This is a genomic window from Amycolatopsis sp. w19, from assembly GCF_051373225.1.
Taxonomy (GTDB): Bacteria; Actinomycetota; Actinomycetes; order Mycobacteriales; family Pseudonocardiaceae; genus Amycolatopsis; species Amycolatopsis japonica.
Genome location: NZ_JBPQFM010000016.1, coordinates 178,624 through 205,044, shown reverse-complemented (window position 1 = coordinate 205,044; position 26,421 = coordinate 178,624). Strand labels below are relative to the sequence as shown.

Sequence of the window (26,421 nt, the reverse complement as noted above, 5' to 3'; positions counted from 1 at the left end):
GCGTCAGGGAAACGCCCGGTCCCATTCCGAACCCGGAAGCTAAGCCTGACAGCGCCGATGGTACTGCAACCGAAGGGTTGTGGGAGAGTAGGACACCGCCGGACTAACATTGAGAAGAAGGTCTGGGACCTGGTTGAGAACCGAGAGTTCTCCCAGGTCCCGGACCTTTTTTCATGTCTGCCCCCGCCGAGTGGTAGCAAAGGTCCCTTGCTCCCCCGCGGAGTCGCTCAGCAGCTTTCTCGGCCGACCGCGCGCCGGCGCACAGGCGACGAGAAGGCCAGCGAAGTGGTGGTCTCGCCGTAGCGCTGCATCCGCTCTACGAGTTCCTCCAGCTCCGCCGTGTTCCGGCAGGCGACTCGCACGAACCAGCACTCGTCACCCGTGACGTGGTCGGCGTCGAGCACCTGCGGTAATGCGAGGATGGTTTCGCGGAAGCGTGCCGTGTCCAGGCTGCGTACCCTTGCCCGAACCATCGCCTCGATCGGAAGCCCGAGCTTCGTCAGATCGACGCTCGCCGAGTACCCCGTGATGATCCCCTTCTCCTCGAGCCGACGAACCCGCTCGGTCACCGCGGGCGCGGACAGCGACACCCGCCGGCTGAGCTCCGAATAGGTCAACCGGCCGTCTGACTGGAGCAGTTCGAGCAGCTGCCAGTCGAGATCATCGAGGCTCACAGAACTCCAGGTCGATCGTCATGCCTGCCAGGGATCTCCAGGCTAGCCGCCGCCGAGACCTGGATTCTCCGATGTTGTGGATGATCACTGACCACGAAGATTGAGCCATGACGACCGAACCCCGCGCACTGACGTTTCCGGCTCTGGACAGCGCGACCGCGGCCGCGCACCTTCGTGCCGAACTCGCTCTCGAGGTCGACCCGGACGACCTGGTCCGAGATCTCACCTCTGGCGCCCAGCAGGGATACGTGGTCGTCGAGACCAGAGCTCCCGAGGCCTTCACGTCTGCTCGCATTCCCGGCGCGATCAATCTCCCTTACCGGGACATGACAGCGGAGTCGGTCAGCGGGCTGGACAGCGAACTCGTCTACATCTGCTACTGCGAGAGCATCCACTGCAACGCCGCGACCAAGGGGGCCCTGAAACTCGCGGAGCTCGGCTTCAAGGTCAAACGCCTGTCAGGTGGTATCACCGCCTGGCAAGCGGCCGGCTATCCCGTTGAGCGAGACGCCCTGCCTTCCGCGCACACCCCCGCACCCGCCCCGCGCTGCGCCTGCTGACCCTGAGGAGCAAGGGACCTTTGCTACCGCCGCCTCCCCCACGCGGTAGCAAAGGTCCCTTGCTGTCGGTGCGGTCGTAGGCTGGGGAGGTGACCGCTCCCAAGTTGCTCGTCATCCAGCCGGATGCATCAGATCCGATCGGCCCCCTCGGCGACTGGCTCACCGAGGCAGGCGCCGAGCTCGACATCCGGTTGCTGCCCGATCAGACTCTCCCCGCCGATCTCGGCGGATACGCCGGCGTCGTATGCCTTGGCGGCGGGATGGGCGCCAACGACGACGAGGCTCATCCGTGGCTCGCGGACGTGCGGAAGCTTCTTGCGAAGGCCGCCGGCGCGCGGATCCCGACGCTCGCGATCTGCCTCGGCAGCCAGCTCCTGGCGGTGGCACTAGGCGGCAGCGTCGCTTCTGGCGATCAGGGACCCGAGGTCGGCCCTGGGCTTGTGTCCAAGAAGGACGCCGCGTGGACCGACCCGCTGTTCGCGGACCTGCCGCTCATGCAGGATGTCCTGCAGTTCCACAACGACGCGATCACGCGGCTGCCTGCCGGAGCCGAGCTTCTCGCCTCCTCTCCGCGGTATCCCTATCAGGCTTTCCGATTCGACCGTTGTGCCTACGGTGTCCAGTTCCACATCGAGACGACGCCAGAGGTGATCCTCGACTGGGCGCGGCAGGCACCGGAAATGGCGGAACTCACCCGGCCGGACGTACTGACCCCGGAAAACCTGGCCCGGGCGCATGCCGATATCACCGAAACCTGGCGGCCGTTCGCCCAACGCTTCGTCCGACTGGTGTCCGGTGACCTCGCTCCGGCTGCGGACCGTCAACGTACTTTGCCGATGGCTTAACGACTTATGTCTCAAATACGTATGGGTTGTTAACACTCGGGTCTACCTGTCAGGTACCTTGCGAAGGGAGTTTCGAAGGGTTCGGAGGTCGGGGTGGAGCCCTCAGTGTTGGTCGTGCTCGTCGTCGTCACGGCCCTAATTTTCGATTTCACAAACGGGTTCCATGACACGGCCAACTCGATGGCGACGTCGATCGCCACTGGGGCGTTGCGTCCCAAGGTCGCGGTGACGATCTCCGCGGTCCTGAACCTGGTCGGCGCCTTCCTGTCGGTCGAAGTGGCCAAGACCATCTCGAATGGACTGGTCGACGACACCAAGATCGGGCCTGCGATCGTTTTCGGTGGCCTGGTCGGGGCGATCGTTTGGAACCTGGTCACCTGGTTCGTCGGACTACCGTCCAGCTCGTCCCACGCGCTGTTCGGGGGACTGATCGGCGCCACGTGGGTGTCCGCGGGAACGGACTCCGTCCACTTCGGAAAGATCGTCGAGAAGGTCCTGGTCCCGGCGGCGCTGTCGCCCGTCTTGGCAGGCCTCGTCGCGATGATCGTGACGTACTTCGTCTATCGGATCTTCGTCCGCCGCGGCCGCACCGCCGGCTTCCGAGTCGGCCAGATCATCTCGGCTTCGCTGGTCTCGCTCGCTCACGGCACGAACGACGCGCAGAAGACCATGGGCGTCATCACCCTGACGATGATCACCGCCGGAACCCTCCCCGCCGGGGCAGGGCCGCCGCTCTGGGTGATCGTCAGCGCGGCGCTGGCGCTCGCGCTCGGCACATACCTCGGCGGCTGGCGTATCACCTTCACTCTGGGTAAGGGCCTGACGGACATCGATGGCCCGCAGGGCTTCGCCGCGCAGACCAGTTCGGCGGCCGTCATCCTCGCCTCGACGAACTTCGGCTTTCCGCTTTCGACGACTCACGTCTGCTCCGGAGGGATCGTCGGCTCCGGAGTGGGCAGGAACGAGTCGCCGGTTCGCTGGCGCACGGCCGGCCGCATGGTGGTCGCCTGGCTGTTCACACTTCCGGCAGCCGCCATCGTCGGCGCCGGTGCCGGCCTCGTGACCTCGACCGGCGCGGTGGGGACGATCGCCGTTGGCGTCGCGGGGCTCGCGATCGGCATTGGGATCTACCTCCTTTCCCGGCGGAGCCCCGTCAACGCCAGCAGCTTCACCAGCCCCGCCCCGCCCGTTCCGGAACAGGAAGTCGGCAGGATCGCCGCTTAGCAGGGAGCAAGGGACCTTTGCTACCGCGCGAGCCGAGCTGGTAGCAAAGGTCCCTTGCTCCCTTGCGCGTCCGTCTGGCCCCGGGCGGAAGGGCGACTACGGTGGAAGCCGATGGTTGAGCGCGCCAGGCCGACCGCTTCCGTGGCGAGATACGGCTTCACCGATCCCCGTGCCGACGGGCAGCTGCGTGCTGCCGGTTGGTGGACCGAATCCGGCCCGGACGGCTCCGCCGCCGACGTGTTGTCCGCACTGTCCCGCGCCGCGGATCCCGATCTCGCGCTGAGCGGCCTGGATCGGATCAGGGAAGTCGACCCAGCCGCCTGGAACGGGCTCGACCAGGCGCTGCGCGCCAATCGCACCTTCCGCGGCCGAATGCTCGGTGTTTTGGGCACCTCGAGCGCACTCGCGGACTTCATGGTCTCGAACACCGGCTGCTGGAAGGCCCTCGAAGGGCAGAAGAGCACTGAGCCGGATCAATACGTGAGCAGTCTCCTCGGCCACCTACGTCCGGAAGGCGAGGTGCTCACCGGGCTTGAGGCGGAGCAGGCTCTTCGCGTCGGCTACCGCGAGCTGCTCCTCGGCATCGCAGCGGCCGACCTCGGGCATCTGGTCGAACCCGGCCTTCGCCAGCCCCCCTATGCCGAGATCGGAGCCCAGCTCACCACGCTGGCGGAGGCCGCGCTGACCGTGGGGCTGCTGGTCGCGGAGTCTGAGGTGGGGGCCAGTGCCGAAGGCCTGCTCGCCGTGATCGCGATGGGCAAATGCGGTGGTCGAGAGCTGAACTATGTGAGCGACGTGGACGTCATCTTCGTCGGCGATGGCGATCTGTCGGTCTCCACGCGGTTGGCCAGCACGATGATGCGCGTGGTCGGGAAGGCCTGTTTCGAGGTCGACGCGGCGCTGCGCCCGGAGGGCAAGGCGGGCGCCTTGGTCCGGACCCTCGACGGACATGCCGCTTACTACCAAAAGTGGGCCAAGACCTGGGAGTTTCAGGCCTTGCTCAAAGCACGCCCGGTGGCAGGCGACGCCGAGCTCGGGCGTAAGTACGCGGAGATGGTCGCGCCGAAGGTGTGGGCAGCGGCCGATCGCGAGAATTTCGTCCCCGAAGTCCAGAAGATGCGGCGCCGCGTTGAAGGGCATGTGCCCTCCGCGCACGCCGAAAGAGAGCTGAAGCTGGGGCGTGGAGGTCTCCGGGACGTCGAGTTCGCGGTGCAGCTGCTGCAACTGGTCCACGGTCGGATCGACGCGGAGCTGCGCTCTCCGTCCACGATGGACGCACTCGCTGCCCTGGGTGACGGCGGCTACGTCGGCCGGAAGGATGCCGCGGAGCTGGCATCGTCTTACGAGTTTCTCCGGACCATCGAGCATCGACTTCAGCTTCGCAGGCTCCGGCGCACGCACCTGTTCCCTGCTGCTACGGACGTCAGCGAGCTGCGAACGATCGCGAGAGCGAGCGGTGTGCGACCGGCTCGGGGCAAAAGTGAAGGGGACGTCCTGCTGGCGGAGTTCCGCCGCCACCTGCAGAGCATCCGACGGCTTCACGAAAAGCTCTTCTACCGGCCTCTGCTGCAGTCTGTCGCGAACGTCCCGACCGAAGCGCTCCGGCTGACCACGAAACAGGCAGAGAGTCGTCTCGCCGCGCTCGGCTATGCCGCTCCGGACGGTGCCCTGCAGCACATCAAGGCTTTGACTGCGGGAATGTCGCGCCGGGCGGCCATCCAGCAGGCTCTGCTGCCGGTCTTGCTGGACCTTCTGGCCGACACTCCGGACCCTGACCGTGGGCTGCTGTCTTATCGGAAGGTCTCCGAAGCGCTTGAGGCAACGCCTTGGTACCTCAGGGTTCTCCGGGACGAAGGTGCAGTCGTCGAGCGGCTCGCTTTTCTGCTGGGTACTTCGCGACTGGTACCCGACCTACTGGCGAGAGCACCCGAAGTCCTGCAGCTGCTCGGTGATCCCGCGCGGCTGGCCGGTCGCACCCCGGCAGAGGTGGCCACCTCCCTGCGAGCCGCGGTGCGGCGGCAACCGGGTTTGAACGCCGCGGTCGCGGCCGCGAGATCGCTCCGCCGTCACGAGATGCTGCGAATCGCGTCGGCGGATCTGCTGGGGTTGCTGGATGTCCCAGCAGTCTGCGCGGCGTTGTCGAGTGTGTGGGTCGCTGTGCTTCAAGGTGCTTTGGCCGCTGCTTTCCGCCAGCGTCAGGCCGAGCTCGGCCAGACCCCCGCGAAGATCGCTGTCATCGGTATGGGGCGCCTGGGTGGGGCCGAACTCGGCTATGGATCTGACGCGGATGTTCTCTTCGTGTGCGAGCCGACCGAAGGAGTGTCGGACTCCGAAGCAGCGAAGTTCGCTTCTTCGGTCGCCGAGACGGTGCGCAAGATCCTCGGTGCCCCCAGCCCCGACCCTGCTCTGGTCGTCGACGCTGATCTCCGTCCGGAGGGGCGAAGCGGCCCGTTGGTGCGGACCCTTGAGTCTTACCGCAGCTACTACGGTCGCTGGGCGGAGGTCTGGGAATCGCAAGCGCTGCTCCGAGCGCGGTTCATCGCCGGTGACGAGGATCTTGGCGCTCGGTTCATCGAGATGATCGATCCCATTCGGTACCCGCAAGAAGGCCTCGACGCGGTTCGAGTGCGGGAGATCAGGCGGATCAAGGCCAGAGTGGAGACGGAGCGGATGCCCAAGGGCGCCGACCCGACACGGCACACGAAACTCGGCCGCGGAGGGCTCGCCGATGTGGAGTGGACTGTGCAGCTCATGCAGCTGCGCCATGGGCATGAAGTCGAGGGGCTTCGGACCACCTCGACGATCGAGACACTGAAAGCGGCGGCTGAGGCGGGGCTCGCCGAGCCCGCCGAGATCGAGTCCTTGACCGAGGCCTGGCTGCTGGCGACGCGTGTTCGGAATGCCGGGATGTTGGTCCGGGGCAAGGCCGTCGACGAGATCCCCAGCTCCGGTCGAGACCTGGCCGCGGTCGCGCGAGTGCTCGGCTACTCGGCCGATGACGATCCGGGCGAGTTCCTCGACGCCTATCGTCGGACGACGCGACGTGCTCATGCGGTCGTGGAGACGCTCTTCTACCAGGGCTGACCCGCCATGACCTGCGGTAAGTGAGCAAGGGACCTTTGCTACCGCCCCGTGCGGAACGGACGAGGTGACAGCAAAGGTCCCTTGCTCACACTCAGGGTCGAGGACGGGGAGCGGCACTTACAGTGGACCGGTGACTGTGCGCGAGCCATTTCGCACCCGGATCAAGGTGCGCCATTACGAGCTGGACACCCTTGGCCATCTCAACCACGCCGTCTACCACTCCTACGGCGAGGTCTCCAGACTCGAGCTGATGGAGCTCGCCGGCGGCCTCAACTCAGGTATGCGCGATGCGAATCTTGCGTTCGTGCTGCTCGAGTCCCATATCGTGTTCAGGCGCGAGCTTCGTGCGGGCGATGTCGTCGACGTGACCTGCGACGCCAAGTTCGGCACCGGCAAGACCTTCCACATGGACTCGAACATCTACAAGGTCGACGGCACCCTCTCCGCGGAGATCACGTGCACGCTGGGGCTGATGGATCTCGAGCGCCGAAAACTGGTGGACGACCCGCGGGGCCGCATCGAGCGAGCAGGCGTCGACCTGAAGGTTCTTTCCACTTCGGAGTAGCTGTACCGCGAAAGACCAATAAGAAACGCCGGTGGTGAGGGCGCTTCCGCACCTCACCACCGGCGTGCTCTTGGTGTTGCCTACCGCACGATCACACGTCGTAGTACAGCGAGAACTCGTACGGGTGCGGGCGCAGCCGCAGCGGGTCGATCTCGTTCTCACGCTTGTAGGAGATCCACGTGTCGATCACGTCGGGAGTGAACACGCCACCCTCGAGCAGGTAGTCGTGGTCCGCTTCCAGCGTGTCGAGAACTGCGCCGAGGTCGCCAGGAACGAGCTTGACGTTCTGGGCCTCCTCGGGCGGAAGCTCGTAGAGGTCCTTGTCGATGGGCTCCGGCGGCTCGATCTTGTTCTTGATGCCGTCGAGACCGGCCATCATCATCGCCGAGAACGCGAGGTACGGGTTACCGGACGAGTCCGGGCACCGGAACTCGGCGCGCTTGGCCTTCGGGTTGTTGCCCGTGATCGGGATACGGACACAAGCCGACCGGTTCCGCTGCGAGTACACCAGGCTGACCGGCGCCTCGAAGCCCGGCACGAGCCGGTGGTACGAGTTGACGGTCGGGTTGGTGAAGGCCAGCAGGCTCGGCGCGTGCTTGAGCAGGCCGCCGATGTAGTGGCGGGCGGTGTCGGACAGGCCCGCGTACCCCGACTCGTCGTGGAACAGCGGCGTGCCGTCCTTCCACAGCGACTGGTGGCAGTGCATGCCCGAGCCGTTGTCACCGGCGAGCGGCTTCGGCATGAAGGTCGCGGTCTTGCCGGCGGCGAACACGGTGTTCTTCACGATGTACTTGAACAGCTGCAGGTCATCCGCAGCGTGAAGCAGCGTGTTGAACTTGTAGTTGATCTCGGTCTGGCCGGCGGTGCCCACCTCGTGGTGCGCGCGCTCGATCTCGAAACCGGAGCCCTGCAGGTTGCGGACGATCTCGTCGCGCAGGTCGGCGAAGTGGTCGACCGGCGGAACCGGGAAGTAGCCGCCCTTGAACTTCGTCTTGTAACCCTGGTTGCCGCCCGGCACGTCGGCGCCGGTGTTCCACCAACCCTCGACGGAGTCGATCTCGTGGAACGAGGCGTGCTCGGCCGACTCGAACCGGATCGAGTCGAAGATGTAGAACTCGGCCTCCGGGCCGAAGAACACGTTGTCGGCGACGCCGTACTCGGAGATGTACTGCTCGGCCTTGCGCGCGATGTTGCGCGGGTCGCGGCTGTACGCCTCACGGGTGAACGGGTCGTGCACGAAGAAGTTCAGCGAGAGCGTCTTCGCCTTGCGGAACGGGTCGATACGCGCAGTCTCGGGGTCCGGGAGGAGCAGCATGTCGGATTCGTGGATCGACTGGAAACCACGCACCGAGGAGCCGTCGAAGGCCAGGCCTTCTTCGTAGGCTTCTTCGTTGAACGCCTTCGCCGGAACGGTGAAGTGCTGCATAACGCCGGGCAGGTCGCAGAACCTGACGTCGACGACCTCTACGTTCTCGTCGGCGATAAGGCGCTGAATGTCGTCTGGAGTAGTGGGCACCCTCGGTGACTCCTTCTCGTTCGTTGCCGGCGGCAGTACTCTCTTCGGCTCACGCTAAGAGCGCGGTGTTGCCCGACCGTCACCCGTATGTTTCGCCGGTGTTAACGGGGCGGCGATATCGGGTAGTCGACCAGGGCGAATGTGGCCCGCGCCACCGGCATACCCTGGATGGGTGGCGAGATGGACCGGAGAATGGCTGCCCGGAGCCGGTGACGAGACGACTGCCGGTGGCGAGGGTACGCAGCGGTGGCGTGGCGAGCGACTCGGCTTGCCCCAATCGGGTGTCGGCTCGGTGGCGGGCGGCGGCGCACGCGTTCTCGGGCTGATCATCGACTTGGTTCTCGCCTCACTGGTCACGACCCTCTTCGTGACGCCCAGTCTCCAAGATCCGGCTGTGATGCAGACCTTCAATCTCTGGTCGGTCGGCGTCTGGGCGGCGATCACAGTCATTCCTGCGGCCTTCTTCGGCTTCACGCCCGGTATGGCTGTGGTCGGTATCCGTGTCGCCAGGCTCGACGGCGCGCAGATGGTCGGGGTGTGGCGCGCGGTCGTGCGCGCGGCGCTGACCTTCGTGATCATTCCGGCCGCGATCCGCAATATCGACGGCCGAAGCTGGCTCGACCGGCTGACCGGGACCGTCGTGATCCGCATGCGCTGACCTCGGAGGGGAGCAAGGGACCTTTGCTCTCGCCGGGAGATGCCGCTGCTGGACCGGCCGTGGTCAGGCGGCCGGTGCCGCGGGAACGCTCCCGAGGTCTGGAGGCGGTCGTTGCCGAGCGCGGCGGTGCGCCGCTCGCAGGTCCTGGATCACCACCAGCGGCTCGTCACGCAGCTGCGCCGGGCTTACCTGGACGACGATGAGGCCTGGAGCGACCAGTGCCGGCATCGTGGACGACTTGTCCGGTTCGAGAGCGACCTCGTCATGGCGAACCTGCAATGCGACGCCGACCTGCGACCACCAAGCGTCGGCGACCCCGACCACCGCTCCGTCTGAAGTCCGCAGCTCCGCCCTCCGTGTGGGCCGGGGCAAGCCGCTGCGCTCGAGGACGGACTCCAGCCACTGCTCGACGGCGGAGCCGACCCCATCTTGGAGGGCGTTGACGACGATTCGGGGGAGCGCGGAGCCGATCGTGCTGGCCTGGGCAAGCTCGTCTCGAAGTTCCTTAGGAGTGCAGAGTCCGCGATGGACCGCATCATGGATCATGGCCCGCACCGACTTGAGTTCGTCCATACGTCGCGCCGCGTCGATCAGGGCCCGGGCGAGCGGGGCGACGGGCAGTCCGTCGATTTCCACTGGTTCCGGCAGATGGATGGTTCGTTCTACGACGGCGAATCCCCAAGTGGCCACCTTGCTCCGGTGGGGGATCAAGGTGTGCGCACGTCTTTCTGGCGGGAGTCTTCGTACTCCGTACAACCTGGCGGCCTGGACGCCGGTGAGCATCGCCTCCGGGCCCGCGTGAGTCAGTGCGACCTTCAAGAGCTGGTGCTTGGTCGGTGTGGTGTTGGTCAGGAGGATGACGCCGGGTATCGGACGCCTCCACGGTCCGCCTTCTCGGCAATACCGGGAGATCGAGGAGTGTGAGTACCCCAGGGCGACAAGTTTCGCCCGGGCGGCCACGCCGTCCGGGAACATCGCTGCCAGCACTTTCTGGCGGGCGCTCGTAGTTCGGTCCACACAGTGATCATGCGACCACCCACCGACAGTTTTTCGCCCGAAGACGGATCAGGGGTCCTTTGCTACCACCTAGCGGTAGCAAAGGACCCCTGATACTCGTTTGGTCAGCGGCGGCGGATGGTGCGCTGGACGTTGCGCATCTTCGCGCCGGCGGGCATCGGGCCCTTGGGCATGGCGGCACCGCGGCTGCCGAGGGCGGCCAGCTTCGCTTCCAGCGCGTCGACCTGGGCGGGCTTGAGGTTGCGCGGAAGCTTCATCAGGTAGCCCTGAAGCTTCTTCAGCGGCACCTGCTGCTCTTCGTTCCCGATGATCACGTTGTAGATCGGGGTCTCACCGATCAGGCGGGACACACGCTTCTTCTCCTGCGCGAGCAGGGACTTCACGCGGTGCGGCGCCCCCTCGGCGACGAGCACGACACCCGGCCCGCCGAGCACCCGGTGCACGGCGTCGAGCTGGGTCGTGGCCGCCACGGTCGGCGTCACCTTCCAGCGGCCTCGCATGTTCTCGAGTGCCCAGGCTGCGGCACCGGGCTGCCCGTCGGCCTTCGAGTACACGGTCTTCTGAACCCGCCTGCCGAAGATGATCACGGCGGCGAGCGCGCCGAGCAGAATGCCCAGCGGCAGCACGACCCAGTGGACGTCGAAGATGAACCCGATGCCGAACACCACACCGGTGATGACCAGGAGCGATCCGACCATCCAGGGGATGAGCGCCTTGTCTTCCTTGCGCTGCATCTTGAAGGCCTCGAAGATCTGCCCGCGGCGAGCCTTGCTCGCGGCACGCTTCTCCTTCTTGGCCAGCTTCGCTGCTTCCTTGTCCTGCTTTCCCGCCATGTGACCAGGATACGGCCGCGTGCCCTGCGCCGATCCCGTCGGGCCCTCTGCGAGGATCGGGGCGTGGTTAGCGCATCGTCCCCGAAGAGTCGTCCAGGCCTGCTCGATGGGCTCGATCCCGAGCAGCGTGCCGCCGCCTGCGCCCCGAGGGGGCCGGTCTGTGTCCTCGCGGGCGCGGGGACCGGCAAGACGCGGACGATCACGCATCGCATCGCCCACCTGGTCCGTTCCGGGCACGTCGCCGCTGGTCAGGTTCTCGCGGTCACCTTCACGACTCGCGCGGCGGGCGAGATGCGCACGCGTCTTCGAGGGCTGGGCGTCGACGCCGCCCAGGCGCTCACCTTCCACGCCGCCGCCCGCCGCCAGCTGCGCTACTTCTGGCCACAGGTGGTCGGTGACCGGCCGTGGGAACTCCTCGAGAACAAGTTCCGCTACATCAGCCAAGCCGCCAACAAGGCCGGGCTCGGCACCGAGACGGAGCTCCTGCGCGACCTCGCCAGTGAGATCGAGTGGAGCAAGGCCTCTTTGGTATCTCCGGACGACTATCCGGCGGTCGCCGCGCGTACGCAGCGGGACACACCGGCGCCCGCGTCGCAGGTCGCGGAGGTCTACCGCAACTACGAGAAGGTCAAGAACGCCGCGCAGGTGCTGGACTTCGACGACCTGCTCCTGCACACCACCGCGGTCCTCGAGGAGCACACGGTGGTGGCCCAGGAGTTCCGCGAGCGCTATCGCTGCTTCGTCGTCGACGAGTATCAGGACGTCACGCCGTTGCAGCAGCGGTTGCTCGACGCCTGGCTCGGCGGCCGCGACGACCTGACCGTCGTCGGCGACGCCAACCAGACCATTTATTCGTTCGGTGGTGCTTCCCCCCGGCCGCTGCTGGAGTTCACACGGAGGTTTCCCGAGGCGACGGTCGTGAGGCTCGAGCGGGACTACCGCTCGACTCCGGAGGTCGTGGCTCTCGCCAACCAAGTGATCGGCGCCGCGCGTGGCCGTCCTGCGGGGTCGAGGCTGAAACTGATCGGCCAGCGTCCTTCCGGGCCGGTCCCGCGGTTCGCCGAATATGACGACGAGACCGCCGAGGCCGCGGCCGTCGCCCGCAGGATCCGCGATCTGCTCGACAGCGGAGTGACGGCGAGCGAGATCGCGGTGCTCTACCGCGTCAACGCCCAGTCGGAGGCTTACGAGCAGGCGCTGGCCGAGTTGGGCATCCCGTACCTGGTCCGTGGCGGCGAGCGGTTCTTCGCGAGGGCGGAGGTCCGGCAGGCGATGTCCGCGTTGCGGATGGCGTCGACCGACGCCGACACCGGCGAGCTGGTGACCCGGGTCCGCTCCGTGCTCGCGAAGGTCGGGCTCACGGACCAGCCTCCCGCCGGAGGCGCGGCGAAAGAGCGATGGGACGCGCTTCTCTCGATCGTCGAGTTGGCTGAGGAGCTGGCTTCCACCGTCGACGACGCGGATCTGCCGCGTTTCGTCGCGGAGCTCGAGCAGCGGGCGACAGCGCAGCATCCGCCGACGGTGGAGGGCATCACCCTGGCCTCGCTTCACGCGGCGAAGGGTCTCGAATGGGACGCTGTGTTCCTCGTCGGGCTTGCCGAAGGGACCATGCCGATCCTCCATGCCGATGGCGACGATGCGGCCATCGAGGAAGAGCGGCGTCTCTTTTATGTCGGCGTCACTCGGGCGCGAGAGCACCTCTCGCTCTCGTGGGCTTTGGCCAGGACGTCGGGAAATCGCCGCAATCGGCGACGGAGCCGCTTCCTCTACGGCCTCATCCCCGAAGACCATCCGGCAGCGCGGGTGGCCCGCTCGCAGCAGCCGAAGCAGTCCGGCAACAAGGCTCGTTGTCGGGTATGCGGCGGGCCGCTGCCGGAGACGCTCGACATCAAGCTGGGCCGCTGCTCCCGTTGCCCGTCCAACGTGGATGAGCAGCTGCTCGAGAAACTGAAGTCCTGGAGGGGGGAACGTTCGCGTGAGCTCAAGGTGCCGGCCTTCGTCGTTTTCACGGACGCGACGCTGGTCGCCATCGCCGAGCAGCGGCCGACCGATGACACGGCGTTGTGCGCCATCTCCGGAATCGGAGCGACGAAGCTCGAACGCTTCGGTGCGGAGGTTCTCGACGTCGTGCGGGCCTCGGTGGGGTCTTGACCGCGTTCCAGGCATGATCCACGCGGCGAACCCGCTGCTCAGAGCCGATCTTCGCAACTTCGACGGATTTTCTGGAAAATAAGTTGCCCCGGTGCGGCCGGGGGCAATAACCTGCAAGTACCGGGCGGGAAGAGCCCGGACTGGGGAAGAACATCTACAACACAGCGTAGACCGCCGGGCGGTTCGCGCGCGACAGAGAAAGGTGGTGCCGGTGAAATGACGATCAACATGATGCTCACGAACCCTGGCACCCGTCTGTCCTGCGTCGCGGAAGTCCCGCAGGCTCAGCGCCAGGGCACCTTTGTGCCCGTGAGCATCCTCGCCGCCCGCGGCACCCAGCGTTTCGACCTCGGCCGGATCGCCGCTGAAAAGACCTTCTCGCACGCTGCCGCCATCGGTGGGGCGTACGAGAACGGTGGCGTCGATCTGCCGGTCATCAAGAAGTTCCGTGTTCCGTTGTCCATACGGGAGCGAAGTTCCTGACCTAGTCAGGACCAGAGGCTCACGAAGGCCGCGGAACCGGGTTACCGGATCCGCGGCCTTCGTGTTTTTGCTGCACAAACAAGTTGGCTGCACAACCTAATTGGGGTTCAGCGTTGTCCAGTTCCACCGTGAGTAAGAAATCCGTTACGGGACAGAGGAGTGCACTTATGTCATCGGCCATAGCTTTCGCGCCGGGGGAGGCAATGCCTTTCGCCGACGCCGGCGTCGTAGACCTGCTCGACGCCATCGACTCGCCTGAGTCGATGCTTCCCTGCCGTTCGGGCGACGCGGATCTTTGGTTCGCCGAGTCGCCGGCAGAGCTCGAGCGGGCGAAGGCGTTCTGCGCGGACTGCCCGGTCCGTTCCGCCTGCCTCGCGGGCGCCCTTTCCCGGCGTGAGCCGTGGGGTGTCTGGGGTGGCGAGATCTTCGAGCGTGGCGTTGTCGTCGCGCGGAAGCGGCCCCGTGGCCGCCCCCGGAAGAACCCGGTCGTCGAGCCCGCCGCCGAGGCTCGCCCCGTCGCGCGCAAGGTCGAGCGGAGCGCTGCGGCATGACCGTCGAACTCATCACCACCAGGGATTACGAGGCGCGGACGGGAATTCACGCGCCGACCGAATTGAACGAGATCAAGGTCGAGGAGACCAGCGAAATGTTGCTTTATGAAGAACTGTCCAGGGCCCGAATACGAGACCTCGAGGAGGGAGTCCGCGCTCAGCGGGCTCGAAGCGGCCCGCGCGCCGTACGCAGGTGGACCAAGGTCGCCCGCTGGGCGACCCGGCGAGCCGAGCGCCTTCAGGCCTGACCACTCGGGGGAGCGGGGGACCTTTGCTACCACGGCACGGTGGTAGCAAAGGTCCCCCGCTCCCTTCTGGGGCTGGTCGGGGCGGCTTGGTGTTCACTGGGGGAATGGCCGTACACACGCACGACGACATCGACTGGGCTGACCGGCTTCGATCGCTTCGCATGGCTGAGGCGCTCGACGCCGAGCCGATGCGGGAGGCGGCTCGACGGCTGCTGAAGGGCATGCCGGAAGGCCCGACCATTCTCGACGTCGGCTGCGGCGCGGGCGGGATGAGCGTGCTCTTCGCCGAGGAGCTCGCGTCCGTCGGTGCCAAGATCGTGCTGATCGACGCGACCGAGCACCTGCTCGCCGAAGCGCACCGCGTCGTCCGCGCGGCCGCGGGCAACAGGGCCACCGTGGAGACGATCCACGCCGACGTGGCCGATGACGGGCTGGCCGCCAAGCTTCCGCCCGCCGATCTGGTCTGGGCTTCCCGCGTGGTCCATCACTTGCCCGACCAGCAGGCGGCCATCGACACCCTCGCCCGGCTCGCCCGCGCCGGCGGCCTGGTCGCCATCTCCGAGGGCGGCCTGGACTTCAACTGTCTTCCCTGGGATCTCGGCATCGGCCGGCCCGGGCTGGAGGAGCGGCTGCTCGCCGCGCGCGGTGAGTGGTTCGCCGAGATGCGGGCAGGGATCCCCGGCTCCGTTTCCATGCCCTACGGCTGGAACATCGCGTTGCAGCGGGCCGGTCTCGCCGACGTCGATTCCTTCGGCGTGCTCATCCACCATCCGGCGCCCGGACCGGAACTGCTGCGCGAGTTCATCATCGAGCGGCTGACCTGGCTGAACGAGGTGGCAAATGATCGCCTCGCCGACGACGACCACGAGGCCGTGGCCGCGTTGGTGGATCCGGCGAGCCCCGCCTTCCTCGGCGCACGCCAGGACCTGTTTCTGCAAGGGGCGAAGACGGTCCATTGCGGACGGCGGTCGTGAACGACCCGGTCGGCTGCTCGTTGTGCGGCAGGATCCGCGGCGTCGACGAGGAGCCGGCGCAGACGCTCGCCTGGGTTTCCACCCGCGAGAAGAACGTCGTGCGCTGGATGTGCCCCGCCTGCGCTCGCCGCCACACCCGTGACATCGAGGGAAAGCTGCCGGACGAGTACTGGTGAATCACTCAGGCGGCGTCGATCCGGCCGACCGTGCGAACCTTCGGCCTCGGCGTCCGCGCCGCTTCGGCGAACGCCCTGACGAGCTCGGCCGCGACTTCCATCGGAACCTTCTTCAGCTGGTCGATGGTGCAGCGGACCAGCACGGTCCCGGTCGCGGTCAGCGCCAGCGGATGGAAATTGGCGGCGCCCTGTTTCGGGGCGCGAAACTGCCACGCCATGCCGATGTCGTCCCACCAGGCATCGGCGGTACCGATGGGCCGCCCTCGTCGGTCGCAGAGCGTCGTATTCCACGACGGCGAGGGCAGCGGGCAGCCGCTGAGGACCCTCTTCGCCAGCCCATGCGCGTACGTCTCTTCGGGATCGACGCGCCGCAAGGCCGCCCGTACCGCGGCTGAACCCCGTCGGTTGCCGGAATCGAGCTCCTCGCTGAGCTCCTCGAGCGTGCACAGACCCCAATACAGCGGTAGCGCGATCAGCTCGTCTATTCGCGAGGGGTCGAGCTCCAGCCGGGCCAGATCGAGCGCGGCCCTGGCAGGTGGGGCGAACGGAACCCCGTCGATCAAGGTCGGCGGCGGCATCCGCGTGGTTCTTCGCGGCAGCATGCCGGGCTCCGCCGGAACGCGCCGGTAGTCGGGGACAAGGAGATGGACCTCCCGTGTGACCGGGCAGTCGGTGCCTCGTGCGCGTAGCGCGTCGGCGCCTGTCACCACCACGTCCGGCCCGAACCGCGCGACAGCGGCTTGCAGCAGCTGAAGGCGGGTGGGCGCCGCGTCGCGCAACAGGATCACGCCCGGCATCAGCCGTCGCCAAGGGCCGCCCGGGCCACAGAGCTTCGCGGCGTAGCGCGCGGTGACGCCCGCCTTGCGTAGCTCGCGGCTGGTGATGATCCCTGACTCGCTGGTGTTACTGAGCGCCATGAGTCGGGCGCTTCGTGTAGTGGTCATGAATCGAGGATGACCGCTGGGCCGACCGGGTGGAACCGCTTCAGCCAACTTGTGGACAACTCGCCCGAGAGAGCCCGTTTTCGGCTCAGTCGCAACGTTCCCTGTGGATAACTTCTCAGGCCGCGAAGCCCGGCTGCCAGCGTTCGACGATCGCGCGGGCGGGGATCTCGGCGTCGAGCTGGCAGAGGATGCCGGTCGATCCGGCGGTCACCCGGTGGATCATCAGGTACTCGGGCGGGAGGTTGAGGGAGCGGCCGATCCGGAAATCCCGGCCGCGGGTGTCGCCGACCCGGCCCGCCTGTCGCTGCATCCAGCGGCGAGTGAAGTGGAACGTGTCGCCCGCCAGCGGTTCCGTGAACGGGGCCAGGTAGGCGAGTACGTCGTCGGCCCGCAGGTCCGCGTCGGCCCGGATGAAGCCGGACTCCCTGAGCAGCCGCATCAGTTTCGCGGATTCGCCGTCGAGCGCCAGCCGGGTCATCTCGCCGAGGTGCTGCGGAATCCCCTCGGGCAGCCGGGACACCCCGCCGAAGTCGATGACGCACAGCCTGCCGTCGGCGGTCAGCATGAAGTTGCCGGGGTGAGGATCCGAATGCAGGAGCCGGGCTCGTTCAGGGGACGAGTAGTGGAACTCGGTGAGCAGGCGGCCGGCGCGGTCCCGTGTCTCCTTGTCACCGTCGGCGATGATCTTCGAGAGCGGTGTGCCGGTGGCCCACTCCGTGACGACGACCTTCGGCGCGCTGGCTACCACGCGGGGGATCAGGAACCCGGGGACGCCTTCGAACGCCTTCACGAAGTCACGCTGGTTTTGGGCTTCCGCCTGGTAATCGAGCTCTTCGTTCATCCGTTCGGCGAGTTCCGCCAGGAGCGGTTTCACCTCGGTCCCCGGCACGAAGGCCTGGAACAACCTGCTGAAACGCTGGAGTTGCCGAAGGTCGCTCCGCAAGGCGTCGTCGGCTCCCGGGTATTGCACCTTGACGGCGACTTCGCGACCGTCGTGCCAGGTCGCACGGTGGACCTGGCCGATGCTCGCGGACGCGGCGGGCTCGTCGTCGAAGGCGGCGAATCGCTGCCGCCAGGTGCGCCCCAGCTGCTCGGCGAGGACCCGATGGGTCTGCCGGGTGGGCATGGGCGGCGCGGCCGCCTGAAGCTTCGTCAGGGCCTCGCGATAGGGCTTCGCCATCTCGTCCGGCACCGCGGCCTCGAAGACGCTCAGCGCCTGGCCGAACTTCATCGCGCCGCCTTTGAGCGTGCCGAGGACCTCGAAAAGCTGCTCCGCCGCCTTGGCCGACAGGGTCGCGTTGACCTCTTCGGCGCTCTGCCCGGTCAGCCGCCTGCCCCAGCCGCCGACCGCCCGCCCCGCTATGCCGAGGGGGATACTGGCCAGCTTCGCCGTTCGCGCGGCCCCGTTCCGGGGGATGGCGGCGTCACGGTCCTCGGCGTTGCGGGAGTCGGTCACCTTCGCGATTCTGCCTTGATTCACTGCGCCCGCGCAGCCTGTTGAGGGAGTGTGTGTGGGCTACATCGCTCGCCGTATCACCGGGCGCCGCATCCGCATCCGGTGTGCGGCGGCCAGTCGCGGTGCCGGATCGCGCCGTCGAAGAAGTCGATCTCCAGTGTCGCGTTCCAGGCGGGCGGAGCCTGGTCGCCGGGGGACAGAAGCCGGAGGGCCTGTGCGGCGGCCAGCGCGGCGCACGCGTGGACGGCGCCGAGGTCCGGCTGTTGCACCCGGCCCGCGAGCTGGCTCGCCACCCTCGGCCAGGAGTCGTCGCGGCCGGCGCGGTGGAGATCGGCGCAGCGCAGGCAACTGCTGCGTCCGGGCACCACGAGCGGTCCGACGATGCCGATCCCGTCCCGGACGCGCACCGGCAGGTGATTGACCCCGTCGCGGACGAGCCCCTCGACCAGCTCGGGAGCCGGTACGACGGCGTCGGTGAGCAGGACGAGTTCCGGCCGGCGATCCGAGTAGAGCCTGGTGGTCGCGATGTCCGTGCCCGCACGGTGCACCACCTGGGCCAGTGCGTCCCGGCGTGGCATGCCGATCTCGGCTTCGGTGTAACCCGAGCCGAGGTCACCCTCACCGACGACGCCCGAAGCCCGGACGTCGATATGCCCGACGCCGCCTTTGGCGAGCAGGACGGCGAGGGCCGCGGCCAGCCTGCCGTCGCCGTGGATCGCCACCGCGGTGCGCTTGCGGCGTGCGGTCATGGCCGCCTGATGGTGGCGGGCTCGTAGCGACCAGAGCCCTGTTTCCGTTCTCGGTCTGGGATACCCGTCGGATTGCCCCGCATCGGTCAGGAGTCCTCGGGCCGTCAAGTCCGTCATCAGGTCCCGCAGCTGTTCGTCGTGTTCGCTCTGCGCGAGCACGATGTCGTCCGCGGCCCGCTTTCCGTCCAGCCCGCGGACGGCTTCGGCCACCTCGGCGGCGACGCCGCCGACCACCACGGCGTGTGCCGGGTCGAGGCCGATCTGGATCTCGCCGTTCCCCCGTTCCAGCACATCCAGGCCGGGAAGCAGGGCGGGGAAGGCGGGAAGGATGATCGATCGCAGATCAGGTTCGCGCAGGTTCATGATCGCAGGATCGCACCCGTCCGCCGTCCCACCGCCCGAAAGAACGCGAGTTATCCACAGGTTGGCCCCGTTGTGGACAACTGGGGGCTGTGACCTTTCGGCCCTCGGAGTTGTCGGTGACTGGCCTTACCGTGGTCGAGTGGTCGAAGCACGGACGCCCTCGTTGAGGGGCCGGGACACGACGAATCCGTCGGACACTCCCGAACACAAGGTCGAGGTACGGCGTAGCCAACGCCGTCACCGGACCGTCACCGCGTACTGGGACGAGGACACCCTCGTCGTGCTGATCCCTGCCCGGATGACCCGGGCCGAGGAGAAGCACTGGGTTGCCGAGATGCAGCGCAAGCTGCTGCGCAAGGGCCCGCGGCAGGCCGCGCCGCCGAAGGCCTCCGACGAGGCGCTGCTGGCGCGCTGCGCCGTGCTCTCGGCGAAGTATCTGGACGGAAAGGCGATACCCGCGAGTGTCCGCTGGGTCCCGCCGATGAGGACGAGGTGGGCGTCCTGCACGCCGGTCGACGCGACGATCAGGGTCAGTGATCGTCTGCGCCGGGTGCCGGGATGGGTGCTGGACTACGTCCTCGTGCACGAACTCGCGCATTTGAAGGAACCAGGGCACAACGCGGCGTTCTGGGAGCTCGTTCGCCGTTATCCCAAGACCGAACGCGCCATCGGCTACCTGGAGGGCCTGTCCTCCGCCGCCGGTTGGGGCATCGCGGCGGAGGACTGACGTGCCTCAGTTCTCGTCTTCGTCGCCCTTGGGCTTGTTCTTCTCGCGCTCGGCGCGTTCGATCTCGGCGATCGGGTCGATGCCTTCGAGCGTCGACTCGCCATCGCCGAGGCGTTCGGAGAAGTCGAGCGGCTCGTCGAGGTCTTCGGCGGTCGGCATCAGGTCGGGGTGGGACCAGAGGCCGTCCCGCTTCTCGATGCCGTGCTGGTCGCCGACGAGCTTCCACAACGAGGAAGCCGCCCGCATCCGCCTGGGCCGGAGTTCGAGCCCGACCAAGGTGGCGAAGGTCTGCTCGGCGGGACCACCGGTGGCCCGGCGGCGGCGCAGCGTCTCCCGGAGCGCGTCCGCGCCCGGCAGCCGGTCGCCGATGGCCTCGGCGACCACGACGTCGACCCAGCCTTCGACCAGTGCGAGCAGGGTCTCCAGGCGGTTCAGCGCCGCCTTCTGCTCGGGCGAGGTCTGCGGCTCGAGCAGGCCGGACGACATGGCCTCTTCGATGCTGGCCGGGTTCGACGGATCGATCCGGCCCGCGAGCTGTTCGAGCGCAGACGTGTCGACGGAGATGCCGTTCGCGAACTCCTCGACCGTGGCCAGCAGCCGCTGCCGCAGCCAGGGCACGTGGGCGAACAGCCGCTGGTGGGCGGCCTCGCGTGCGGCGATGAAGACCAGCACCTCGCTGGTCGGCAGCTCCAGGCCCTCGGTGAACTTCTCGATGTTCGCCGGCAGCAGGGCGGAAGTGGCCGCGGGACCCAGCGGAAGGCCGACCTCGGTGGAGGTGAGCACTTCGGAAGCCAACTGAGCCAAGGCGTTGCCGAGCTGGGAGCCGAACGCCATCCCGCCCATCTGCCCCATCATCGAGAGCAGGGGGCCGGCGGCCTGCTTGGCCTCGTCGGGCAGGGCCTGGACCCACGCGCCCGAAACCTGCTGGGCGACGGGGTCGCAGAGGCGCTGCCAGGTCGGCAGGGTCTTCTCGACCCAAGTGCGCGCGGACCATGCGACGGTCGAGGTGGCTCCGGCGGGCAGGATCGTCGCGGCGTCGAGCCACAGCTCGGCCAGATGGGCGGCATCACGGACAGCCGTGCTCGAGTCACCGCCACTGGACGACGAAAAGCCGAGCTTGACGTCTCCGCTGTCGCTGCTGCTGAGGTTCTGCAACGCGATCTGTTTCGCCAGGTCGTAGTTGACCGGCCCGGTCGAGCTGCCGGCCTGGCTGAGCATCTGGCCCAGCTGGCTGAGCATCTGACCGAGCTGATTGAAGGCCTCGGCGCCGGAGGGCTGGCCGCCGGAATCCGACGGCTCGTTCTCGCCTCGTTTGTCGGGATCGGGCGGTCCGAAGCCGAACGGGGGTTTGCTCATGGCACCACCGTACGCGGGTCCTGGGATTCACAGCTCGTCAAGTGGAGTGATGAGCGTGGCCTTCACCGAGAAGCGAACACAGTCACCGTACGCTGTCACGCGTGACAGAGCCCTCGGAGGAGACCACAGGAGCGCGGAGCCGTTCGGGCTCCGCGGGTGACCAGGACCGCTCCGAACGGCGGCTGACCCGGCGCGGCTGGACGCTGCTGGTCAGCGGCGCGTTGTTCGTCGCTTTCGCGCTGGTCGGGTTCTTCATCCCGGTGCCGTATGTGGCGATCAGCCCCGGCCCGACCTACGACACCCTCGGCAAGGACGCCGCCGGACAGTCCGTGATCCAGGTCAACGGGCACGAGATCTTCCAGACCTCCGGCGAACTGCGGATGACGACGGTCTCCCTGCGCGATGGCGGCATCACGCTGTTCAACGCGCTCGGACTCTGGGCGAGTGGCCGGTACGCGCTGGCGCCGCGCGAGGAGTACTTCAAGCCCGGCGAGACCAACGAGCAGGTCCGCCAGGAGAACATCCAGCAGCTGCAGGACTCGCAGACCGCCGCCCAGGTCGCCGCGCTGCGGCGCAAGTTCCCGGTGAAGGTGCTCGCGAAAACGATCGTCTCCGGCAGCCCCGCGGACAAGGTGCTCGCCCCGGGGGACCGGCTGCTGGTGGTCAACGGGGCGACGGTCAAGGAAGCGACCGATGTGCGGGCCGCTCTGAACGGGACGAAGCCCGGGCAGACCGTCCAGATCACCTTCAAATCCGACGGGCAGGCCGAACGCACCGTGCCGCTCACGCTCGCGCAGCGGCCCGACGGGCCGGAAGGCTTCATGGGCCTGACCGCGGTGGACCGCGCGGACGTTCCCTTCGACGTGAAGATCTCGCTGCAGGATGTCGGCGGCCCGTCGGCGGGACTGATGTTCGCGCTCGCGATCGTCGACAAGATGGAGCCCGGCGACCTCGCCGGTGGGAGGCACATCGCCGGAACGGGCGAGATCTCGGAGAAGGGCGCCGTCGGCGCGATCGGCGGCATCTCGTTCAAGGTGGTCGGCGCTCGTGAGGCCGGCGCGACCGACTTCCTCGTGCCCGCGCACAACTGCGCCGAGGCGAAGACCGCCGCGCCCGATGGCCTGAACCTGATCAAGGTTTCGACGCTGGACGAGGCGATCGCGCAGCTCGAGAACCTCAAGGCGGGACGGCCCACCGCCTCCTGCTGACCGCCGGGGGAGCAAGGGACCTTTGCTACCACCCGCGGGCCTGGCTGAAGAGAGCAAGGGACCTTTGCTATCGCCCGGTGTGCGTCTCGGGCCGGGTGGTAGCAAAGGTCCCTTGCTCTCTTTTCGCAGGTCAGGGGAGCAGGGTCGCCTTCAGGGCTTCCAGGAGGTTGGGCGCCAGCTCAGGGTTCTCGATGATCTCGTCGACAGGGACGTCGCCTGGCTCTTCGGCCTTCCCCGCGCCGCGAAGCCGCATGACGCAGGCTCCGGCGCCATCCCGCAGGACGGCCGCGACGAGCCGGGCCTCGGTCCGGCGAGGGTGGTCGGCGGCCGCCTGACGCAGGCGTTCGGCATCGGTCTCGGGCACGACGGGAAGCTCGGCTTCGGCGTCCGGCGGCAGCACGATGATCTCTTGCGCGAGCGCGCAGCCCAGAACCAGATCGGGCCACGCGATCTGCGCCAGCGCTTCACCGAGGTCGCCATCCGGCAGCGACTCCTGCGCGACGGGCGTCAGCGGGGCCGACGGATCGAGCTGTCCGGCCAGTTCGGGCTGCTCGTCCAGCAGCGCCGCGGTCGGGACCAGCGCGAACAACTGCGGCGGCTGATCCCATCCTCCGGAGGCGACGAACTCCTCGACTTCGCGGGCCAGGCCGGCCACGCCCTGCTGCTCACTCGGTGCCATTGCCACATCGTTCCAGGCGGCCGGGACAGCGGCGTCCCGAGTCCGGTTTGGGCGGGTTCCGGGAACTTCCGACGGCATCCGTAGAGTTAGAGCATCAGGGGCCGCACGCGGTACGCGCGTCCCTGCGAAAAGTTCACCAAACCAGGAGCGTGTGCAGTGGCCACTCGGCCCCCCGTGAGCCTGCCGAAGCTGTCCCGGCGCAGCCGGATCCTGCTCATCATCGCCGCCGTAGTCATCCTGGCCCTGCTGCTGGGCGCGAGACTGCTGGACACCTATGTCGACTGGTTGTGGTTCGGCGAGGTCGGCGCCCGGACGGTCTTCAGCACGGTGTTGATCACCCGTGTCGTCTTGTTCTTCGCCGTCGGGCTCCTGGTGGGAGGCTCGCTCGCGATCAGTTTGATGATCGCGTACCGGTCGAGGCCCGTCTTCGTGCCGATTTCCGGCAACGACGACCCGCTCGCGCGCTATCGGTCGGCGATCGTCGGCCGGATCCGCCTTTTCGGCATCGGCATCCCGGTGCTCACCGGGCTCATCGCCGGCGCGTCCGCGCAGAGCGACTGGCAGGTCGTGCAGCTGTTCCTGAACGGCACGCGCTTCGGGCAGACCGATCCCGAGTTCGGCAACGACGTCGGCTTCTACGCCTTCGACCTGCCGTTCTACAACTGGCTCCTGGGCTGGCTGTTCATCTCCGTCGTCATCGCGTTCTTCGGCGCGTTGATCTCCCATTACATCTTCGGCGGCATCCGGCTCGCGGGTAAGGGCGGCCAGCTCGCCGGCCCGACCCGTGCCCAGCTCGCCATCACCATCGGCATCTTCGTGCTGCTGAAGGCGGTCGAGTACTTCTTCGATCGCTACAACCTGCTGCTCTCCGACAGGGGGGCGCCGCTCTTCATCGGTGCGACCTACACCGACCTGAACGCGGTCCTGCCCGCGAAGCTGATCCTTCTGTGCATCTCGGTGATCTGTGCCGTCGCCTTCTTCGCCGGTGCGTTCCTGCGCAACCTGCAGCTTCCCGCGATCGCACTGGTGCTGCTGATCTTGTCGAACGTGCTCGTCGGCGTCGCGTGGCCCGCTGTGCTCGACCAGTTCTCGGTGCGTCCCAACGCGAACGAGAAGGAGTCCGCGTCGATCCAGCGCAACATGGACGCGACCCGCCAGGCGTTCGGCCTGACCAACGTCGAGTACAAGGACTACACCGGAAAGTCCGAGGCGACGTCCGCGGAGATCAAGGCGGACAAGGGGACCGTCCCGAACATCCGGCTCCTCGACCCGAACATCCTCAGCGACACCTTCACCCAGCGCGTCGGCCGTGAGAACTTCTACGGCTTCCCGTCGAAGCTGGACATCGACCGCTACACCCTCAACGGGGTCACGCAGGACTACATCGTCGCGGCCAAGGAGATCAAGACCGAGGGCCTGACCGGCAACCAGACGAACTGGATCAACAAGCACCTCGTCTACACGCACGGAAACGGCTTCGTCGCCGCGCCGGCCAACACGATCGACCGCGCGCTGAAGGACGCCAACTCCGACGGCGGTTACCCGATCGCCACCACCAGCGACACGCAGAACCCGACAGGCGCCGGCTCGACCGACCCGAACAAGCCGGGCATCAAGGTGGACGAGCCCCGCATCTACTACGGCGAGCTGGCGACCGACGCCGCGTACGCGATCGTCGGTGGCAAGGCGGGACAGGCGCCCGGCGAGTACGACACCGCCGTCGACCGCGGCTACATCTACAAGGGCTCCGGCGGCGTGCCGATCGACAACTGGTTCAACCGGCTCGTCTTCGCCGCCGAGTACGGCGAGCGGAACATCCTCTTCTCCGACGCCATCGGCGACGGATCCAAGATCATGTTCAACCGCGAGCCGCGGGACCGCGTCGCCAAGGTCGCCCCGTGGCTGACGCTCGACGGTGACCCGTATCCGGCGGTCGTCAACGGCAAGATCATCTGGATCGTCGACGGCTACACCACGATGAACAACTTCCCGTACGCCCAGCAGACCCAGCTCGGCCAGGCGACCAACGACTCGCTCAGCGGCACCACCCGCCAGGCGAATTCCTCGCTCAACTACATCCGCAACTCGGTCAAGGCCACCGTCGACGCGTTCGACGGCACCGTGACCCTGTACGGGGTCGAGGACAACGAGCCGGTGCTGAACGCCTGGAAGAACGTCTTCCCGGGCCTGGTCAAGCCGAGCAGCGAGATCTCGCCGGACCTGCGGTCGCACTTCCGCTACCCCGAAGACCTCTTCAAGGTGCAGCGGGAACTCCTGTCGAAGTACCACGTGAACAACCCGGCGGAGTTCTACGCGCAGCAGGCCTTCTGGAGCGTTCCGCAGGACCCGACGCAGGAAGGCGGCGTGAACGCGTCCGCGTCCGGTGTCGCGAACCAGCCCGGCTACTACGTCCTGGCCACCGCGCCGGGAGACAACAAATCGCGATTCCAGCTCACCAGTTCACTGACCGGTCTCCAACGGCAGTACCTGGCGGCCTGGATGTCCGTGTCCTCCGATCCCGAGGACTACGGGAAGATGCGCGTCCTGAGACTGCCGACCGGCGCCAGCGGCTCGACCCAGGTGGACGGTCCCGTCCAGGTCCAGAACAGATTCCAAAGTGACCCACGGGTCGCGCAGGACCGGACCCTGTTCAACAACCCGAACGTCACCGTCACGTACGGAAACCTGATCACCCTGCCGGTCGCGAATGGCTTCCTCTACGTGGAACCGGTCTACATCCGGCAGCGGAACCAGCTGAGCTATCCGCAGCTGGCCCGGGTCCTGGTCTCCTACGGCACCAAGATCGGTTTCGCGCCGACGCTCAACGAAGCCCTGGATCAGGTCTTCGGGCCGGGCACGGGTTCCGGGGTCACGCCGCCGCAGACCGGAGGCACGCCCGGAACGACCACACCACCCCCGGGCACCACGACGCCGCAGCCGCCGGCCACCGGTAACCCGGCGCTCGACAAGGCCGCGGGCGACATGCACGACGCCTGGGTCAAGTTCCGCGCCGCCCAGCAATCCGGCAACTACGCCGACCAGGGTGCCGCCCTGGCCGCACTCGAAGCCGCTTCGAAGGCCTACGAGTCGGCCAAGGCCAACCCGCCGGCGTCCGGTGCGCCCCCGACCTCCGGCCAGCCCGGAGGGTGACGTCGCTTACCTAAAGGGCACCTGCTTTGCGCCTGCTCGAAACGCAGGCGTAAGGTAGGTGTCACGACGCGGGGTGGAGCAGCTCGGTAGCTCGCTGGGCTCATAACCCAGAGGTCGCAGGTTCAAATCCTGTCCCCGCTACAGAGGTTGGAGGCCCGTGCCTGCGGAAAACGCAGGCCGGGCCTCTTTCGCATTTGTCCCGGGGGTCGAACCCCCGGACCCCCGCCAGG

24 protein-coding genes, 1 tRNA gene and 1 rRNA gene are annotated in these 26,421 nt (G+C 67.4%); 17 read left to right on the top strand and 9 right to left on the bottom strand.

Annotation, left to right across the window (positions count from 1 at the left end; genetic code table 11):
- Positions 1 to 104: ribosomal RNA gene (gene rrf, locus ACSMFO_RS28235) — 5S ribosomal RNA — on the top strand; the annotation flags it as partial.
- Between the two features lie 123 nt (positions 105 to 227).
- Here rrf and ACSMFO_RS28230 read toward each other — a convergent pair.
- On the bottom strand, positions 228 to 674 hold the full coding sequence (locus ACSMFO_RS28230) for an Lrp/AsnC family transcriptional regulator (protein WP_436461121.1): 447 nt from the start codon (positions 672 to 674) through the stop codon (positions 228 to 230).
- Between the two features lie 107 nt (positions 675 to 781).
- Between ACSMFO_RS28230 and ACSMFO_RS28225 the strand changes: the two genes are divergently transcribed.
- The 5 genes from ACSMFO_RS28225 to ACSMFO_RS28205 all read left to right on the top strand — a co-directional run bounded on the left by ACSMFO_RS28225 (position 782) and on the right by ACSMFO_RS28205 (position 6,952).
- Positions 782 to 1,234: a rhodanese-like domain-containing protein gene (locus tag ACSMFO_RS28225; RefSeq protein WP_436461120.1), complete on the top strand. Its 453-nt coding sequence runs from the start codon at positions 782 to 784 to the stop codon at positions 1,232 to 1,234.
- Positions 1,235 to 1,323: 89 nt separating this feature from the next.
- Complete coding sequence (locus tag ACSMFO_RS28220) at positions 1,324 to 2,079, top strand: type 1 glutamine amidotransferase (protein ID WP_436461119.1); 756 nt, start codon at positions 1,324 to 1,326, stop codon at positions 2,077 to 2,079.
- 105 nt (positions 2,080 to 2,184) lie between these two features.
- Positions 2,185 to 3,303: an anion permease gene (locus tag ACSMFO_RS28215; protein WP_436461118.1), complete on the top strand. Its 1,119-nt coding sequence runs from the start codon at positions 2,185 to 2,187 to the stop codon at positions 3,301 to 3,303.
- 111 nt (positions 3,304 to 3,414) lie between these two features.
- Positions 3,415 to 6,387: a bifunctional [glutamine synthetase] adenylyltransferase/[glutamine synthetase]-adenylyl-L-tyrosine phosphorylase gene (locus ACSMFO_RS28210; RefSeq protein ID WP_436461117.1), complete on the top strand. Its 2,973-nt coding sequence runs from the start codon at positions 3,415 to 3,417 to the stop codon at positions 6,385 to 6,387.
- A gap of 130 nt (positions 6,388 to 6,517) precedes the next feature.
- Entirely contained in the window at positions 6,518 to 6,952 is a 435-nt protein-coding gene (locus tag ACSMFO_RS28205; RefSeq protein WP_020633826.1) for an acyl-CoA thioesterase, read from the top strand.
- Between the two features lie 91 nt (positions 6,953 to 7,043).
- Here the strand turns inward: ACSMFO_RS28205 and glnA are convergent, their stop codons facing one another.
- Positions 7,044 to 8,468, bottom strand: coding sequence for a type I glutamate--ammonia ligase (gene glnA, locus ACSMFO_RS28200; RefSeq protein ID WP_038518791.1), 1,425 nt, complete (start codon positions 8,466 to 8,468; stop codon positions 7,044 to 7,046).
- A gap of 172 nt (positions 8,469 to 8,640) precedes the next feature.
- Between glnA and ACSMFO_RS28195 the strand changes: the two genes are divergently transcribed.
- Positions 8,641 to 9,126: an RDD family protein gene (locus ACSMFO_RS28195; protein ID WP_436461116.1), complete on the top strand. Its 486-nt coding sequence runs from the start codon at positions 8,641 to 8,643 to the stop codon at positions 9,124 to 9,126.
- A 63-nt stretch (positions 9,127 to 9,189) separates the two neighbouring features.
- Here the strand turns inward: ACSMFO_RS28195 and ACSMFO_RS28190 are convergent, their stop codons facing one another.
- On the bottom strand, positions 9,190 to 9,816 hold the full coding sequence (locus ACSMFO_RS28190; protein ID WP_436461115.1) for a hypothetical protein: 627 nt from the start codon (positions 9,814 to 9,816) through the stop codon (positions 9,190 to 9,192).
- Between the two features lie 431 nt (positions 9,817 to 10,247).
- Positions 10,248 to 10,976 (bottom strand): DUF4191 domain-containing protein, encoded by a 729-nt coding sequence (locus tag ACSMFO_RS28185; protein ID WP_016331624.1) that lies wholly within the window; start codon positions 10,974 to 10,976, stop codon positions 10,248 to 10,250.
- A 63-nt stretch (positions 10,977 to 11,039) separates the two neighbouring features.
- Here ACSMFO_RS28185 and ACSMFO_RS28180 point away from each other — a divergent pair, with 63 nt between their 5' ends.
- From ACSMFO_RS28180 to ACSMFO_RS28155, 6 genes are all read left to right on the top strand, one after another.
- The gene (locus tag ACSMFO_RS28180) at positions 11,040 to 13,127 is read left to right on the top strand and encodes an ATP-dependent DNA helicase UvrD2 (RefSeq protein ID WP_378418183.1); all 2,088 of its coding nucleotides are present in this window, start codon (positions 11,040 to 11,042) and stop codon (positions 13,125 to 13,127) included.
- A 216-nt stretch (positions 13,128 to 13,343) separates the two neighbouring features.
- Positions 13,344 to 13,610 (top strand): hypothetical protein, encoded by a 267-nt coding sequence (locus ACSMFO_RS28175; protein WP_436461114.1) that lies wholly within the window; start codon positions 13,344 to 13,346, stop codon positions 13,608 to 13,610.
- A gap of 167 nt (positions 13,611 to 13,777) precedes the next feature.
- A complete protein-coding gene (locus ACSMFO_RS28170) occupies positions 13,778 to 14,161 on the top strand; it encodes a WhiB family transcriptional regulator (RefSeq protein ID WP_436461113.1) in 384 nt (127 codons plus the stop codon).
- Entirely contained in the window at positions 14,158 to 14,409 is a 252-nt protein-coding gene (locus ACSMFO_RS28165; RefSeq protein WP_436461112.1) for a hypothetical protein, read from the top strand. Before ACSMFO_RS28170 ends, ACSMFO_RS28165 begins: the two co-directional genes overlap by 4 nt.
- A 104-nt stretch (positions 14,410 to 14,513) precedes the next feature.
- On the top strand, positions 14,514 to 15,383 hold the full coding sequence (locus tag ACSMFO_RS28160; protein ID WP_436461111.1) for a class I SAM-dependent methyltransferase: 870 nt from the start codon (positions 14,514 to 14,516) through the stop codon (positions 15,381 to 15,383).
- Positions 15,380 to 15,559: a hypothetical protein gene (locus ACSMFO_RS28155; RefSeq protein WP_037345931.1), complete on the top strand. Its 180-nt coding sequence runs from the start codon at positions 15,380 to 15,382 to the stop codon at positions 15,557 to 15,559. Before ACSMFO_RS28160 ends, ACSMFO_RS28155 begins: the two co-directional genes overlap by 4 nt.
- A 5-nt stretch (positions 15,560 to 15,564) precedes the next feature.
- Here the strand turns inward: ACSMFO_RS28155 and ACSMFO_RS28150 are convergent, their stop codons facing one another.
- From ACSMFO_RS28150 to ACSMFO_RS28140, 3 genes are all read right to left on the bottom strand, one after another.
- A complete protein-coding gene (locus tag ACSMFO_RS28150) occupies positions 15,565 to 16,476 on the bottom strand; it encodes a hypothetical protein (RefSeq protein WP_436461126.1) in 912 nt (303 codons plus the stop codon).
- 142 nt (positions 16,477 to 16,618) lie between these two features.
- The gene (locus tag ACSMFO_RS28145; protein WP_436461110.1) at positions 16,619 to 17,959 is read right to left on the bottom strand and encodes an ABC1 kinase family protein; all 1,341 of its coding nucleotides are present in this window, start codon (positions 17,957 to 17,959) and stop codon (positions 16,619 to 16,621) included.
- A gap of 77 nt (positions 17,960 to 18,036) precedes the next feature.
- Positions 18,037 to 19,071: a hypothetical protein gene (locus ACSMFO_RS28140; protein WP_436461109.1), complete on the bottom strand. Its 1,035-nt coding sequence runs from the start codon at positions 19,069 to 19,071 to the stop codon at positions 18,037 to 18,039.
- 163 nt (positions 19,072 to 19,234) lie between these two features.
- Here ACSMFO_RS28140 and ACSMFO_RS28135 point away from each other — a divergent pair, with 163 nt between their 5' ends.
- Positions 19,235 to 19,798 carry a M48 metallopeptidase family protein gene (locus tag ACSMFO_RS28135; RefSeq protein WP_016331633.1) on the top strand — a complete coding sequence of 188 codons (564 nt, stop codon included), beginning with the start codon at positions 19,235 to 19,237 and terminating at the stop codon, positions 19,796 to 19,798.
- Between the two features lie 6 nt (positions 19,799 to 19,804).
- On the opposite strand, the gene ACSMFO_RS28130 is transcribed toward ACSMFO_RS28135, so the two are convergent.
- Complete coding sequence (locus ACSMFO_RS28130) at positions 19,805 to 21,154, bottom strand: zinc-dependent metalloprotease (protein WP_360093973.1); 1,350 nt, start codon at positions 21,152 to 21,154, stop codon at positions 19,805 to 19,807.
- A gap of 203 nt (positions 21,155 to 21,357) precedes the next feature.
- Here ACSMFO_RS28130 and ACSMFO_RS28125 point away from each other — a divergent pair, with 203 nt between their 5' ends.
- Entirely contained in the window at positions 21,358 to 22,362 is a 1,005-nt protein-coding gene (locus ACSMFO_RS28125; protein ID WP_179948475.1) for a YlbL family protein, read from the top strand.
- 130 nt (positions 22,363 to 22,492) lie between these two features.
- On the opposite strand, the gene ACSMFO_RS28120 is transcribed toward ACSMFO_RS28125, so the two are convergent.
- Positions 22,493 to 23,041, bottom strand: a complete 549-nt coding sequence (locus ACSMFO_RS28120) for a PPA1309 family protein (protein ID WP_037345940.1) — start codon at positions 23,039 to 23,041, stop codon at positions 22,493 to 22,495.
- 156 nt (positions 23,042 to 23,197) lie between these two features.
- Between ACSMFO_RS28120 and ACSMFO_RS28115 the strand changes: the two genes are divergently transcribed.
- Both ACSMFO_RS28115 and ACSMFO_RS28110 read left to right on the top strand, forming a co-directional pair.
- Positions 23,198 to 26,191, top strand: coding sequence for a UPF0182 family protein (locus ACSMFO_RS28115; RefSeq protein ID WP_038518766.1), 2,994 nt, complete (start codon positions 23,198 to 23,200; stop codon positions 26,189 to 26,191).
- Between the two features lie 67 nt (positions 26,192 to 26,258).
- Positions 26,259 to 26,332, top strand: a tRNA-Met gene (locus ACSMFO_RS28110).
- The last annotated feature ends 89 nt before the right edge of the window (positions 26,333 to 26,421 follow it).

Bases quoted from the DNA above. Each gene is read 5' to 3' on its own strand.
- ACSMFO_RS28225 (WP_436461120.1), top strand. From the start codon at position 782: ATGACGACCGAACCCCGCGCACTGACGTTTCCGGCTCTGGACAGCGCG.
- ACSMFO_RS28210 (WP_436461117.1), top strand. From the start codon at position 3,415: ATGGTTGAGCGCGCCAGGCCGACCGCTTCCGTGGCGAGATACGGCTTC.
- ACSMFO_RS28185 (WP_016331624.1), bottom strand. From the start codon at position 10,976: ATGGCGGGAAAGCAGGACAAGGAAGCAGCGAAGCTGGCCAAGAAGGAG.
- ACSMFO_RS28175 (WP_436461114.1), top strand. From the start codon at position 13,344: ATGACGATCAACATGATGCTCACGAACCCTGGCACCCGTCTGTCCTGC.
- ACSMFO_RS28170 (WP_436461113.1), top strand. From the start codon at position 13,778: ATGTCATCGGCCATAGCTTTCGCGCCGGGGGAGGCAATGCCTTTCGCC.
- ACSMFO_RS28165 (WP_436461112.1), top strand. From the start codon at position 14,158: ATGACCGTCGAACTCATCACCACCAGGGATTACGAGGCGCGGACGGGA.
- ACSMFO_RS28160 (WP_436461111.1), top strand. From the start codon at position 14,514: ATGGCCGTACACACGCACGACGACATCGACTGGGCTGACCGGCTTCGA.
- ACSMFO_RS28150 (WP_436461126.1), bottom strand. From the start codon at position 16,476: ATGGCGCTCAGTAACACCAGCGAGTCAGGGATCATCACCAGCCGCGAG.
- ACSMFO_RS28140 (WP_436461109.1), bottom strand. From the start codon at position 19,071: ATGAACCTGCGCGAACCTGATCTGCGATCGATCATCCTTCCCGCCTTC.
- ACSMFO_RS28130 (WP_360093973.1), bottom strand. From the start codon at position 21,154: ATGAGCAAACCCCCGTTCGGCTTCGGACCGCCCGATCCCGACAAACGA.
- ACSMFO_RS28120 (WP_037345940.1), bottom strand. From the start codon at position 23,041: ATGGCACCGAGTGAGCAGCAGGGCGTGGCCGGCCTGGCCCGCGAAGTC.